Here is a 13319-nt window from a genome sequence, read left to right on the forward strand (position 1 = left end):
CCGGCGGCGGGGGGGGGGGCCTCTGTCCGCGGGACGGCGCCGCGGCGGGGGGGCCCCCCCCCCGGCCCCGCGACGCGTTCCGTCAGCGGGTTGCCGGCATGGTGGCGAACTCGCCGGCTAGCTCCGACTCGACGATCGTCGCGGCGGACGGCCGGCGACCGGCCGACGCCCGCCGGGCGGACGGGACGGCGAGGGCCGCGAGCGCGGCGGCCAGGGCGATCGCCGTGAGGACGAGAAACCCCGTCGTGAAGCCGGCCTCCCGGGGCAGACCGTTGGCCTGCGGGTGGGCGGTGATCACACCGCTGACCACTGCCGCGCCGATCGCGCCGCCGATGGTGCGGATGTTGGCGTTCATGCCGGTCGCCACGCCGGTCTGGCTGGCGGGCACGCTGGCGACGATCAGGTTGGCCATCGAGGCGAAGGCCAGGCCGATGCCGAGGCCGACCAGGCCGCCGGCGATGGCGACCTCCCAGCGGGTGTCGTGCGCGGTGGCGAGCATCGCGGCGGCGGCCACGTTGAGGGTGGCACCGGTGGTGAGCTGCGCCTTGGCGCTGAAGACGGCCTGCAGGCGGCCGGCCACGATGCCGGCGACGAACATCGCGACGAGCATCGGCAGCATGAGCAGACCAGCCTGGCTGATGCTGGCGCCGAAGCCGTAGCCGGCGACGGTGGGGGTCTGCACGAACTGGGGAAGGAACGCGTACACGGAGAACATCGACGCGCCGTAGAGCAGGGCAACCAGGTTGGTGGTCCAAACGCCGGGCAGGCGCATCATCCGCATGTCGATCAGCGGGTTGGCCGAGCGCACCTCGGTGACCAGCCAGCCGAACAGGAGCACCACGGCGAGCGCCAGCAGACCGAGCACCCGGGCGGAGGTCCAGCCCCACGCCGCGCCCTGGCTGATCGGCAGCAGCAACGCGACAAGCCAGCCGGAGAGCAGCAGTGTGGCGCGCCAGTCGATGCGACCGGGGGTGCGGACCGGCGACTCGGGCACGAACAGGTGCGCGGCCACGGCGGTCAGTCCGACCACGATCATCGGGATCCAGAACAGCCAGCGGTAGTCCAGGGTGCTGACGATCGGGCCGGCCAGCACGATGCCCAGGCCGCCGCCGACGGCGACGATGGCCGAGATGGCGGCCACCGCTGTGGAGACCCGGGCAGCCGGGAACTCGTCGCGGATGATGCCGAAGGACAGCGGGAAGACGGCCCCGCCGATGCCCTGCACGACCCGGGCGAGAATGAGGACGCTGATGTTCGGCGCGATGGCGGCCAGCAGGCAGCCGAGGGCGAGGGCGGCGAGCGAGACGACAAGCATCCGCTCCTTGCCGACCATGTCGCCGACGCGTCCGAGGATCGGCGTGAAGATCGACGCGCTGAGCAGGTAGGCGGTCAGGACCCAGGTCACTGTGTTCTGGGTGGTGTGCAGGTCCTGCTGGATGGTCGGCAGCACCGGGGTGATCAGCGACTGGAGCATCGCGAAGAACCCGGCGCCGGCCGCGAGCACGGTGAAGGTGAGCCGACGCGAGCTGCGCCGGGAGGTCACTGCCACGAGAGAAAACTCCCTGATTACGTACGGGAATGAAGGCTTGTCGCCCGTCGTCCGTGACGGGGTGGTCTGTCGGGGTCCGGGCGATCGGGGTGGCCAGGCGGCGATCGGGCGGGTCCCGAGGTAGAGTAACCGGAGGCAGGCCTCCGGGATTCCGGAGGGGTGCCTCCGCTAAGCTAGCGGAGGGCGTCCTCCGGATGCAAGCAGAGTGAGGTGACGCACGTCATGACCAGCCCGGGGCAGGCGCCCGAGGTCTTCGCCCAGCGGCCCAAGCGGGCCGACGCGCGGCGTAACTACGACGCCCTGATAGCGGCTGCGCGCGAGGCGTTCGCCGAGAACGGCGCCGCCGCCTCCCTGGAGGACGTGGCCCGCCGGGCCGGCGTGGGCATCGGCACGCTCTACCGCAACTTCCCGACCCGCCGGCACCTGTTCGAGGCCGTCTACGTCGAGGAGGTCCGGGCGCTGTGTCACTCCGCCGAGGGTCTGGCCGAGCTGCCACCCTGGGACGCGCTCGTCGCCTGGCTGCACCGCTTCGTCGCGTACGTCGCCACCAAGCGGGCGCTCGCCGAGCAACTGCTGCACGACTCCGAGATCTTCACCAGCTGCCGGGCGGAGATCTTCTCCGCCGGTGAGCCGCTGATGCGTCGCGCGCAGGTCGCCGGTGTGGTTCGTGACGACATCGGCTTCGACGACGTGGTGCGGCTGATCAGTGGCCTGACCATGGCCCAGTTCCCGTCACCCGAGCAGCGTGACCGGGTGCTCGGCGTGGCCCTGGACGGGCTGCGCCCGCCCGCCACACCGCGCTGACGCTCTGTCCGACCGCGCGGCGCTGACGCCTGACCCGAGCACGCCGCGCTGACGCCCCGCCGGATCGGGCGGCGCTGACCGCCCGCCCCGCCGATCAGCGGTCGACCAGCAGCAGCCACTCGTCGTCGAGGCGCTCCACTGTCGTGCCCTCCGGCCAGCGGTGGCCACTGTCGGCCACCGCCCGGGCCTGCTCGACCTGCGGTGGCCGGCTGAACTCGGTGTCACGGAAGCTGACCATGCTGTGGAACCGGGCCCGGCCGAAGTTCGCGGCGTCGACGAAGCGGGCCCTGTCGAACAGCGCCTCCGCGCCGAACACCGTCCAGCGGAACAGCGCCATGTTCGTGAAGCGGACGGCGTGGAAGCTTGCCGACCGGCCGAACTCGGTGTGCTCCATCGACAGGGCGCCCTCGAAGACGGCCTCCCGGAACGAGGTGACGTCCTCGAAGCGGGTCGCGTCGAAGCTGGTCGGCTGGCCGAAGGTCACCCGGCGGAACGAGGTCGGGCCGGTGAAGCCGGCTCGCCGGCAGGACAGACCGCCGGGAAAGGCGGCACCGTCGAAGCTGGCCTCGCCGCCGACGCGAATGCCGTCGAGGACGACCTCGCCGCCGGCCACGAGCCCGTCGAAGACCACCTCGTCGAAGGTCGCCGCACCGAACAGCAGCCGCCCCCGCGACGTCGCGCCCGCGAAGGTGGTCGTACCGGTGAACACCGCATCGCTGAAGGTCGCGTCGACGAGCGTGCAACCGGCGGCGTCGAAGTCGACGAGCGTGGCGCCGGCCAGGTCGAGCGTCAGCTCCGGCCAGTGGGCCGCGTCGTCCGCGCGCAGGTGCCGGGTCAGCACGCGCTGCGCGCTGCGCCGGACCTCCGTCTCGCGCGGCTCGGCGTCAGGCGCCGGCATCCGCAGGTACGCGCACAGCACCGCTGCGATGGTCGGGCGCTGCCCCGGGTTGTCCTGGCCGAGGCGTTCCAGCGCGTGCAGGCCGCCGAGGCGTACCGCCGCGCTGTCGTTGCCGAGCAGCTCGACCGCCCGGGTGTAGAGCTCGGTCAGTCTACGCTCCGCCGCGTCGTGCTCGGCGGCCCCGGACTGCCGGTCCTGGTGGCGCTGCGCGGCCTCGGCCACCGCTTCGGCGTGTGCCTGCACCCGGTCCCGGTGCACCTGGTCGCGTGCGGCGACGCTCTCCTCGTGCCGTTGCGCGCGTTCGGCGATCCACTGGCGGCGGGCGGCGAGCAGCAGTGCGAGCCCTCCGCCGGTGCCGGCGACGACGGTCAGGCCGGTGCGGATCGCGTCGATGCGCAGCGTGGCGCGGGTGTCCGGTTGGCTGGCCCGGTCGGCCTCGCTGAGCAGCAGGTCCAGCACCAGCCAGCCCAGGGCGATGGCGACCAGCAGGCCAACCAGGACCAGCCACCACGGCATTACCCGCAGCTCGCGCTCGGTGGGTTCATCGACAGCCACGGCGACAGCATGCCAGCGACCGGCAACGTCCGATATGGAGCGGAGCGGTATGACCGTTTACGCCCCCGCCGGAACAACGGGTTACCGGCGCGTAACAAGTCATTGACGTTTCTAAATTGTTGCGGGCATGATCGTCGCACGGTCGACCGGACACCCCCACCCACCTGCCCGGTTCGCCGGGTGCCTCCCCCCGGAGGTGCAGCCATGCTGCTCCGAAAGACCGCCCTCGTCCTGGCCCTCGCCACCGCCGCGCTTCTCGCGTCCACCGCCACGGCGACCGCCGCCCCCGCTTCCACCACCGCCACCAGCACGACGCCCTTCGCCGCCGCGGCGGCCAACCCCGTGATCGTGGTCGGCGGGCTCAGCGGCGTCGCCGTCGCGTACGAGCCGATCGCCGCCCGGCTGCGCGCCGACGGCTACCGCGCCTTCATCTACCAACTACCCGGGCTGGGCCTCGGTGACATCCCCACCTCGGCGCGCGCGTTCGCCAACTACGTCGACCAGGTACGCGCCACCACCGGTGCGGCAAGCGTGGACGTCGTCGCCCACTCCGAAGGGGGCCTGGTCAGCAGGTACTACCTCAAGCGGCTCGGCGGCACCGCCACCGTCGGTCGCTACGTCAGCCTGGGCACACCCCAGTACGGCACGTACGTCGCCAACATCGTGGCGTTCCTGGGCCTGGGCAGTTGCGCCGGCGTCGTGGCCTGCCAGCAGATGACAATCGGCTCGGCATTCCTCGCCGACCTCAACGCCGGCGACGACACCCCGGGCGCGGTGCGCTACACCACCATCCGCACCCTCCAGGACGAGTTGGTCCGCCCGACCGGAAACGCCGCCGTCAACGACGGCGCGACGAACGTGCTGATCCAGTCGTACTGCCCGCTGCGGGTGGTGGGGCACCTCGGTCTGGTGCTCGACGGCACCGCGTACACCATCGTGCGCGGCGCCCTGGTCGACGGCTCGGTGCGACCCAACTGCCTCGCGCTCTGACCCGCTCCGGTGCGGCGGTCCCGAAGGGGACCGCCGCACCGCACCCGCGACGCGGAGTGTCGGGTGCGCGACGATCCCCGGAAACGGTGTGGCAGACATCAGATGCCCTCGATAGCCTGCTCCGGCTGTCCATTCCCGACAGTGGACGACGCCCGCCGAGAAGGAGCAGCGCTCATGACCGAGCCGCCCACAGTGCCGCCGGAGAACACCCCGCCGACCGTGCCGCAGCTCGACGTCCGGGCCGCCCAACCGCCGTCGGCCGACACCCCGCCACCCACCGGCGGGTTCGCCGACCGCCCACCGGGCTACCCGAGCGCGCTGGTCTGGCTGCGTGCCGGGATCCTGCGGGACTGGCGCGGCGTGCTCGGCGCGTTCCTCGCCACCTGGTTCTACCTGCCGGTCGCGCTGCTCCTGGCGTTCTGGGGCGGTCTCACGTTCGGCGTCGTCGGGCTCTTCGCCGTCGGGACCGGCGCCGACGACCAGGTGCCCCAGGTGCTGCGCGACGTCCCGCTCATCGGCCCCCTGGTCGAGGCGTTCCTGACCCGCTCCGGCGGGATGCTCGGCGGCGTCGCCGGCTTCGCCATCGGCTTCCTGGTCGGCTTCCTCGCCGTGCTGGCCCTGCCCTGGATGGGCGTTGCCGACGAGCCCTTCGCGCTGCTCACCGGCCTGATCGGCACTGTCGTCGCGGCGGCGCTGATCGGGGTCCTCTACACGCTCTACCGGGTGCTGCTCGAACCCCGCCTGCTGGTCGTCTCTGGTGCGCGGCAGCCCAGCCGCCGTGAGTACGCGCGGCTTCGCCCCGTGCTCGACGACTGCGCCCGACGGCTCGGCCTGCCCAGCGTGCCCCGGCTGCTCATGGAGGACGACCCGGTCCTGAGCAACGCCCGCACGTACGCCCGGCACGTGGTGGTCACCACCGCCGTGCTGGCCGAACCGGACGACGAGGTGGCCGCGCTGCTCAGCCACGAACTGGTGCACTGGCGCACCGGGGACGAGATCACCAGCGCCTTCGTCCGCGGTGTCGGCCTGCCACTGACCCTCGCGCACGCCCTGCCGACCTGGCTGATGCGGACGTTCCCCCATCCGGGCACCAACTTCGTGGTCTTCGTGCTCTTCTGGCCGGTGCTGCTCACCATGCGGTACGTGGTGCTGCCGCTGCACGCCCGCGACGTGCGCGCGGCCGAGTACCGGGCCGACCTCGGCGCCGTGCTCACCGGGCACGCCGACGGGCTGCGGCGCATTCTGGAACGGCGGCTGTCCTTCGAGACCGGCCGCAGCGGCTGGGACGAGGCGGTCTGCGCCACCCACCCGCCGCACGAGCTGCGGCTCGACGCGTTGGAGCGGGCCTCGGTGGCCGGTACGCCCGCCGGCGCGACCGAGCCCGTCACCGTCGACCGGCTGTTCAACGACTCCGGCCCGGTCGGCACCCGCCGCACGTTGCTGCTGGTCGGCGCCGTCACCCTGGTCGCCTGCCTCGGCACCAGCGGCCTCGGCGTGGTGCAGTGGGCGTTCTTCCGCCCCCAGGCGGCGATCGACGGCTACTTTTCCGCGCTCGCCGACCGGGACAGCGAGGCCGCCCTCGGTTACCTGACCGACCAGGGCAACGGCACCGACCGCGACCTTCTCGCCAAACTGCTGCGCGGCAAGGGCTACCAACCACCGACCGACGTCGAGATCAGCTCGTTGGAGCGCGACGGCGACACCGCCACCGCCACCGTGGCGTACCGGCTGGGTGACGCGCGCCAGAGCAGCACCCTCACCCTGCGCCGCGAGGACGAGACCACCGCTGGCCTCTTCCACGGCTGGCGGTTGAGCGGTGGGCCCACCCCGCTCAACGCCGCGATCGCCGACCCCGGGGTGCGGCTCAACGGGGTGGAGCTGCCGGTCGCCACCGAAGGCCCGCCGCTGGTGCTGCTGCCCGGCGGCTACACCGCGACCGGCCCGTCCAGCGCGCTCAGCGAGACGCCGGGCGAGACAGTGCTGGTGGGCCCGGGGGAGACCGCCGCCACCCTGCAACTGGCGCCGGTGCTCAAGCCGGCGGCGATCGAAGCGGTCGAGGCCCGGGTACGCGCCTGGTTGGACGAGTGCGCGAAGCAGACCGTGGCCGCACCACCCGGCTGCCCGTTCCGCTACTACGGCGGCACCACGCAGAAGGTCACCTGGAAGATCCTGGAGTACCCGAAAATCGCCGTCGAACTGACCGGCCCGAGCACCGCCCGGGTGTCCACCCCGGTGGAGACCCAGGGCAGAGTGCAGGTCAGCGGCACCACCACGTACTTCGGCAGCAGCTCACCGTTCACCGACGACGACGCCCTGACCGTCACGGGCGTCGCCGCCGCCGACGGGGACGACGTCACCTTCCGACCCTCCGACAACTGACCGGGAGACAGACCGTGACCGACAGCGACGCCGCAGCCCGGCTGCCCGTCCGGCTGACCATCAACCCCCGGCAGCGGCAGTCTCCCTCGGTCGATCTGCTGACCTGGATCCACCGCCGCCCCGAATACCGGCCGGTGGTGCGCACGGCCGGCGGCGGCGGGGGCCGGCCGGGCTTCAGCGACGCGGTGATCATCGCGGTGCTGGCCCAGGGGCTGCTTCCGGGGCTGTTCAACCTGTTGCAGTCCTGGGTCGACCAGCAGCGCACCGAGGCCAGCATCCGGATCCAGGCCGGGGACACCGAAGTGGAATTGCAGGTGAGCGGGCGCACCGACTCGGCGCGGCTGCTGGCCCAGGCGACGGAGGCACTTCGCGCCGCCCGGGAGCCAGGCTCGGAGCCCGGCTCGGATGCCGCCGGCTGAACCGACGGCGTCCCGCTGCCCGGACGCCCCGGGCTGCCCCGGCACCGTCCCTCGGTCCGGACGCCGCCGGCTGACCCGGCGGCGTCCGGACCGGTTGGTCAGCTCGCCTTGGCGAGTGCCTCGAACTCGTCGTCGGTGAGCCGCACGTCGGCCGCGGCCACGTTCTCCTCCAGGTGCGCCACCGAGGACGTGCCGGGGATCGGCAGCATCACCGGCGAGCGGCGCAGCAGCCAGGCCAGCGCGAGCTGGGCGGGCGACGCGCCGTGCGCGTTGGAGATGGCGTCCAGTGGGCCGCCCGGGCGGGCCAGCTCACCGGTCGCGATCGGGAACCACGGGATGAACGCGAGGTCGTTGCGTTCGCAGAACTCCAGCACGTCCTCGGCGCTGCGGTTGGCGAGGTTGTACAGGTTCTGCACCGACGCGATAGTGGTGATCGCCTGGGACTCCTCGATCTGCGCGACGCTGACCTCGGACAGCCCGATGTGCTGGATCTTGCCTTCCTCCCGCAGCAGCGCCAGCTCGCCGAGCTGATCGGCGAGCGGCACCTTCGGGTCGATCCGGTGCAGCTGGTACAGCGGGATGCTGTCCAGGCCGAGGTGACGCAGGCTCAGCTCGCACTGCTGGCGCAGGTACTCCGGGCGGCCCAGCGCACGCCAGTCGCCGGGGCCGGAGCGGCTCAGCCCGGCCTTGGTCGCGATCACCAGGTCATCGGCGTACGGGTGCAGCGCCTCCCGGATCAACATCTCCGAGACGAACGGCCCGTACGAGTCGGCGGTGTCGATGAACGTCACGCCCAGCTCGACCGCACGGCGCAGCACGCGAACCGCCTCGGCCGGGTCCTTCGGGTCACCCCAGACACCCGGGCCGGTGATCTGCATGGCCCCGTAGCCGAGCCGGTTGACTGTGACATCGCCACCGATCCGGTACGTGCCGGACGCCTTCGCGGGCTGCTCACTGATATTTGTCGCCATTGCCCGATCCCCAATCGTCTCTTCGTGGCGGGCCTGGACAGCGCGGGCGTGAAGAGCCCACCCGCCACCGATGGATCATCCCCCGGAACCCTGCCGCCATGCCGCCAGTCGGCCGAGTGTGGGCGCGGACACGCCGTCAGCGCGCCGAAGCGAGTTGCCGGGAAGCGCCCGGTACGACCGGGGTGTCCGTGCGACGCTGGCCGGAGCCGGTGCGTTCCGGCGCGACGGCGGAGGGAGCACCCATGGGAGTGCCGCAGGTCAACTTCGCGCTCGACACGTACGAGTGCATCGTGATCTATCCCGGCGCGGCCGGGCGGGCCCTGCCCCCGGAGACCGTGCAACGGTTGCAGGCCGAGCACGCCGAACACATGCAGGCGTTGCAGCGACGCGGCATCGTCCTGGTCGCCGGCTCGGTGGACGGGCCGGCGCGCGAGCCGGATCCGCCGATCGGCTTCGGTCTGGCCCGTACCGGCAGCGTCGAGGATGTCCGCAGCGTGCTGGAGGCCGACCCGGCGGTGCAGGCCGGGCTGTACCGGGTGGAGGTGCTGACCTTCCTCTGCCCGGCCGGTTCCCTGGAGTTCCCGCTGGTCAAGGCGGACAGCTGAGCCGCCGGTCCATCGGTGGCTGTCGTGATGGCGACGGCGCTCGACCGCCTGCCGGTGCTACGGTCGCGCCCAGCGCGGGCCGCCGCCGGGGCGTACCCGGTGTCGTGGGTCGGCCCCGGTCGAGGAGTCGCCATGATCTCCGCCGCCACCCCCGATGTCGCGTCGGCCGCCGCCCGACTGCGTGCCCTGCTCGGCGACCGGCTGCACGAGCCGGGCGATCCCGGTTACGCCGTCACCACCCAGCTCTGGAACGGCGCTGTGGCCCGCACACCCGCGCTGGTCGCCGCAATTCGGGACTCCGACGAGGTGGCCGAGGCGGTCTGCATCGCCACCCGGTGCCACCTGCCCCTCTCGGTCCGCTCCGGAGGCCACGACTGGGCCGGCCGGGCGCTGCGCGACGGCGCTCTGGCGCTCGATCTGACCGGGCTGCGCGCCGTCCGGGTCGACCCGAACGCGGCCACTGTGACCATCGGCGGCGGCGTCACGGCGGCCGAGCTGCTCGCCGCCGCCCGCGAGTACGACCTGGTGGTCCCCACCGGCGTGGTCGGCGCCGTGGGGATGGCCGGGCTCACCCTCGCCGGCGGGTACGGCCCGCTGTGCGGCAGGTTCGGTCTGGCCCTGGACAACCTGCTCGGCGCGGAGGTGGTTCTCGCCGACGGCCGCCGGGTCACCGCCGACTCCCGGCACGACGCCGAGCTGTACTGGGCGTTGCGGGGCGGCGGTGGCAACCTCGGCATCGTCACCGAGCTGCGCTTCCGCGCGCACCGGCTGCCCGGCGTGCTGGCCGGGATGATCATGTTCGCGCTCTCCGAGGCGCCGGCCGTGCTGCGCGGCTATGGCGCGCTGGTCGCCGAGGCTCCGGACGAGCTGACCGTGATGGCCGGCTTCCTGCCCGGCCCGGCCGGCGAGCCGGTGATCTTCGTCTGCCCGTTCTACAGCGGCTCCGACCTGGACGCCGGGGCGCCGTGGATGGACCGGCTGCGCGCGCTGGGCACCCCGCTGGTCGACCAGATCGGCCCGATGCCGTACGCGGACGCGCTGCGGATGTTCGACGGTGGGATGGTCGACGGCAACCACTACCTGCTGCGGACCCGGTGGTTGCCCGCGCTCACCGACGGCGCTGTGGACACGCTCGTCGACGCGGCCCGGCAGGTCACCTCGCCGTTCTCCGCGCTGGCCGTGCACCACTTCCACGGCGCGGCCACCCGGGTCCGATCCGCCGACACGGCGTTCGGGCTGCGGGCCGATCACCTGATGGCCGAGATCATCGCGGTGTGGGCGCCCGGCGCCGACGCCGGTCCGCACCGCGAGTGGGCCGAGCGGACCTCCGCGGCGCTCGCCCCGCACGCCCTGCCCGGCGGTTACCCCAACCTGCTCGCCCCGGAGGAGACCGACCGGGTCCGGCTCGCCTACGGCGCGAACTGGGCACGGCTGCGCCGGGCCAAGCGCCGCTACGACCCCCGCCACCTGCTGCACGCGGTGCCCACCCTGCCACCCCCGGAGCACCCCGAATGAGCAGCCGCCCGCGGTATCCCGAGGTACCCGGAACGAGCCGCCGCCTGCCCTCCCCGGGGCACCCGGAATGAGCCGCCGCCGGGAGCACCCCGACAGCGCACGCCGACGGAGGCGTACGATTCCCGGCGCGCGGTCGCTGATGCCCGTCGCCACAACGTTCCCGGTGCGGTTCCGCCCGCCGGCCCGACGCGCGCCGCGCGTCGTTGGACAACTGTTCCGCTGCCTGCAAGGGGTCGGCCCCGAGTCCGACCTGAAGGAGAGACTAGCCTGATGGGCGTGACACGCCGCGTAAAGATCGTCTGCACTCTGGGTCCCGCCACCTCGTCCCCGGAGCGCATCCGGGGTCTTGTCGAGGCCGGCATGAACGTGGCGAGGCTCAACTTCAGCCACGGCAGTCACGCCGACCACGAGGCGGTCTACCGACTGGTCCGGGAGGCGTCGGAGGCAACGGGAAAGCCGGTCGCCGTCCTCGCCGACCTGCAGGGCCCCAAGATCCGGCTCGGTCGGTTCGCCGACGGCCCCCACGAGTGGCGCACCGGTGACACCGTCGTCATCACCGGCGACGACGTCCTCGGCACCAAGGAGCGGGTCTCCTGCACCTACCGCAAGCTGCCGCAGGAGGTGAAGCCCGGTGACCGCCTGCTGATCGACGACGGTCGGGTCGCCGTCGAGGTCACCGACGTCACCGGCAACGACATCCGCTGCCTCGTCACCGAGGGCGGCCCGGTCTCCAACAACAAGGGCGTGTCGCTGCCCAACGTGGCGGTCAGCGTGCCCGCCATGTCGGACAAGGACGCCGAGGACCTGCGCTTCTCCCTCGGTCTCGGTGTCGACCTGGTGGCGCTCTCCTTCGTCCGCTCGGCCGAGGACATCAAGCTCGTGCACGGGATCATGGCCGAGGAAGGCGTGTTCCGGCCGGTGCTCGCCAAGGTGGAGAAGCCGGAGGCGGTCGAGCACCTGGAGGCCATCGTGCTAGCCTTCGACGGCGTCATGGTCGCCCGCGGTGACCTCGGTGTCGAGATGCCGCTGGACGAGGTCCCGCTGGTGCAGAAGCGCGCCGTGCAGCTGTGCCGGGAGAACGCCAAGCCCGTCATCGTGGCCACCCAGATGCTCGACTCCATGATCGAGAACTCCCGCCCCACCCGCGCGGAGGCCTCCGACGTCGCCAACGCGGTGCTCGACGGCGCGGACGCGGTCATGCTCTCCGGCGAGACCAGCGTCGGCAAGTATCCGGTGCTCACCGTCAGCACCATGGCCAAGATCGTGACGACCACCGAAGCCGGTTCCATCGGGGTGCCGCGCCTTCAGCACGACCCGCGTACCCACGGTGGCGCCCTCACGGTGGCCGCCTCGTCGATCGCCCGGGCCATCAACGCCAAGGCGCTCGTCGCGTTCTCGCAGACCGGCGACACCGTGCGACGGCTGTCCCGCCTGCACTGCGACCTGCCGCTGCTGGCCTTCACGCCGGTCCCCGAGGTGCGCGACCAGCTCGCCCTCACCTGGGGCGTGGAGACCTTCCTGATGCCGTTCGTGCAGCACACCGACGACATGTTCCGCCAGGTCGACCAGGCGCTGCTCGGCCTCGACCGGGCCAACCCCGGTGACTACGTGGTCATCGTGGCGGGTAGCCCGCCCGGCACTCCCGGTTCGACCAACACGCTGCGCGTACACCAGCTCGGCTCGCTGGTCGACGCCGCGTCGGCTCGGGCCCTGCAGTGAGCGACGGTCGGGTCGCGGTCGGCCAGGCGGCGGTTGACCAGCTGCTGGAGGTGCTGGACCTCGACCCGACCGGCGAGATGACCTTCCGGGGGATGAGCCCCCAGGTCGGCCCACAACGGGTGTACGGCGGCCAGGTCGCCGGTCAGGCACTGGTCGCCGCCGGCCGCACCGTCGACCCGGAGCGGTTCGTGCACTCGCTGCACGGCTACTTCGTCCGCCCCGGCGACCCGGTCGAACCGATCGCGTACGAGGTGGAGAACATCCGCGACGGCCGGTCCTTCTCGGTCCGCCGCGCGGTGGCCCTCCAGCACGGCAAGCCGATCTTCTTCATGTCGGCGTCGTTCCAGCGGGCCGAGGAGGGCTTGGACCACCAGGCCCCGGCCCCGCTGGACGTACCCCCGCCGCAGGACGTGCCGACGATGACCGACCGGCTCTCCCGCTACCCGGAGCGGCTGGGCATCTGGGGCCAGATCCCACGACCGATCGACGTGCGCTACGTGGGTGAGCCCGGCTGGGTCCGCCCCGGCGACCGGCCCGCCGACCCGCACCAGCGCGTCTGGATGCGCATCGACGGCAAACTGCCCGACGACCCCCTGCTGCACGCCTGCGCGCTCACCTACGCCTCGGACCTCACCCTGCTGGACTCGGTGCTCTCCGCGCACGGCGAGGTGTGGGGGCCGGGCGGGTTGGTCGGCGCGAGCCTGGACCACGCGCTGTGGTTCCACCGGCCGTTCCGGGCCGACGAGTGGTTCCTCTACGACTGCCTGAGCCCGTCGGCGTCCGGGGCGCGCGGGCTGGCCACCGGCCGGATGTTCACCACGGACGGCCGGCAGATCGCCAGCGCCGTCCAGGAGGGTCTGCTGCGCCGCGTCGGCGCCTGACGCTGTCGCTCGGCCTCGCCGGGTGGTTGTCGCT

General features: G+C 72.6%; 11 protein-coding genes. 8 read left to right on the top strand and 3 right to left on the bottom strand.

Annotated elements, in window-relative coordinates; translation table 11 throughout:
- Positions 1 to 82: 82 nt before the first annotated feature.
- Positions 83 to 1549 carry an MFS transporter gene (locus tag ACLQ3F_RS11925; protein ID WP_425848614.1) on the bottom strand — a complete coding sequence of 489 codons (1467 nt, stop codon included), beginning with the start codon at positions 1547 to 1549 and terminating at the stop codon, positions 83 to 85.
- A gap of 222 nt (positions 1550 to 1771) precedes the next feature.
- Between ACLQ3F_RS11925 and ACLQ3F_RS11930 the strand changes: the two genes are divergently transcribed.
- A complete protein-coding gene (locus tag ACLQ3F_RS11930; protein WP_366613268.1) occupies positions 1772 to 2353 on the top strand; it encodes a TetR/AcrR family transcriptional regulator in 582 nt (193 codons plus the stop codon).
- A 94-nt stretch (positions 2354 to 2447) separates the two neighbouring features.
- On the opposite strand, the gene ACLQ3F_RS11935 is transcribed toward ACLQ3F_RS11930, so the two are convergent.
- Positions 2448 to 3806: a pentapeptide repeat-containing protein gene (locus ACLQ3F_RS11935; RefSeq protein ID WP_425848615.1), complete on the bottom strand. Its 1359-nt coding sequence runs from the start codon at positions 3804 to 3806 to the stop codon at positions 2448 to 2450.
- A gap of 204 nt (positions 3807 to 4010) precedes the next feature.
- On the opposite strand from ACLQ3F_RS11935, the gene ACLQ3F_RS11940 reads away from it, so the two are divergent.
- The 3 genes from ACLQ3F_RS11940 (at position 4011) to ACLQ3F_RS11950 (ending at position 7594) form a co-directional block, all read left to right on the top strand.
- Positions 4011 to 4796, top strand: coding sequence for an esterase/lipase family protein (locus ACLQ3F_RS11940; protein WP_357207652.1), 786 nt, complete (start codon positions 4011 to 4013; stop codon positions 4794 to 4796).
- A gap of 174 nt (positions 4797 to 4970) precedes the next feature.
- Positions 4971 to 7175 carry a M48 family metalloprotease gene (locus ACLQ3F_RS11945; RefSeq protein WP_425848617.1) on the top strand — a complete coding sequence of 735 codons (2205 nt, stop codon included), beginning with the start codon at positions 4971 to 4973 and terminating at the stop codon, positions 7173 to 7175.
- A gap of 14 nt (positions 7176 to 7189) precedes the next feature.
- Positions 7190 to 7594, top strand: a complete 405-nt coding sequence (locus ACLQ3F_RS11950) for an effector-associated constant component EACC1 (protein WP_357207656.1) — start codon at positions 7190 to 7192, stop codon at positions 7592 to 7594.
- Between the two features lie 98 nt (positions 7595 to 7692).
- On the opposite strand, the gene ACLQ3F_RS11955 is transcribed toward ACLQ3F_RS11950, so the two are convergent.
- A complete protein-coding gene (locus ACLQ3F_RS11955) occupies positions 7693 to 8565 on the bottom strand; it encodes an aldo/keto reductase (RefSeq protein ID WP_357208511.1) in 873 nt (290 codons plus the stop codon).
- 242 nt (positions 8566 to 8807) lie between these two features.
- Here ACLQ3F_RS11955 and ACLQ3F_RS11960 point away from each other — a divergent pair, with 242 nt between their 5' ends.
- From ACLQ3F_RS11960 to ACLQ3F_RS11975, 4 genes are all read left to right on the top strand, one after another.
- Complete coding sequence (locus tag ACLQ3F_RS11960; RefSeq protein WP_355007613.1) at positions 8808 to 9170, top strand: YciI family protein; 363 nt, start codon at positions 8808 to 8810, stop codon at positions 9168 to 9170.
- A 132-nt stretch (positions 9171 to 9302) separates the two neighbouring features.
- Positions 9303 to 10685, top strand: a complete 1383-nt coding sequence (locus ACLQ3F_RS11965; protein WP_425848619.1) for an FAD-binding oxidoreductase — start codon at positions 9303 to 9305, stop codon at positions 10683 to 10685.
- A gap of 270 nt (positions 10686 to 10955) precedes the next feature.
- On the top strand, positions 10956 to 12404 hold the full coding sequence (gene pyk / locus ACLQ3F_RS11970; RefSeq protein WP_357199496.1) for a pyruvate kinase: 1449 nt from the start codon (positions 10956 to 10958) through the stop codon (positions 12402 to 12404).
- Positions 12401 to 13285 carry an acyl-CoA thioesterase gene (locus tag ACLQ3F_RS11975; protein ID WP_425848621.1) on the top strand — a complete coding sequence of 295 codons (885 nt, stop codon included), beginning with the start codon at positions 12401 to 12403 and terminating at the stop codon, positions 13283 to 13285. The genes pyk and ACLQ3F_RS11975 overlap by 4 nt, the downstream gene beginning before the upstream one ends.
- The last annotated feature ends 34 nt before the right edge of the window (positions 13286 to 13319 follow it).

The sequence above is a fragment of the Micromonospora sp. DT15 genome (assembly GCF_049841475.1).
In the GTDB taxonomy this organism is placed as follows: Bacteria; Actinomycetota; Actinomycetes; order Mycobacteriales; family Micromonosporaceae; genus Micromonospora.

Bases quoted from the DNA above. Each gene is read 5' to 3' on its own strand.
- ACLQ3F_RS11930 (WP_366613268.1), top strand. From the start codon at position 1,772: ATGACCAGCCCGGGGCAGGCGCCCGAGGTCTTCGCCCAGCGGCCCAAG.
- ACLQ3F_RS11940 (WP_357207652.1), top strand. From the start codon at position 4,011: ATGCTGCTCCGAAAGACCGCCCTCGTCCTGGCCCTCGCCACCGCCGCG.
- ACLQ3F_RS11945 (WP_425848617.1), top strand. From the start codon at position 4,971: ATGACCGAGCCGCCCACAGTGCCGCCGGAGAACACCCCGCCGACCGTG.
- ACLQ3F_RS11955 (WP_357208511.1), bottom strand. From the start codon at position 8,565: ATGGCGACAAATATCAGTGAGCAGCCCGCGAAGGCGTCCGGCACGTAC.
- ACLQ3F_RS11960 (WP_355007613.1), top strand. From the start codon at position 8,808: ATGGGAGTGCCGCAGGTCAACTTCGCGCTCGACACGTACGAGTGCATC.
- ACLQ3F_RS11965 (WP_425848619.1), top strand. From the start codon at position 9,303: ATGATCTCCGCCGCCACCCCCGATGTCGCGTCGGCCGCCGCCCGACTG.
- pyk (WP_357199496.1), top strand. From the start codon at position 10,956: ATGGGCGTGACACGCCGCGTAAAGATCGTCTGCACTCTGGGTCCCGCC.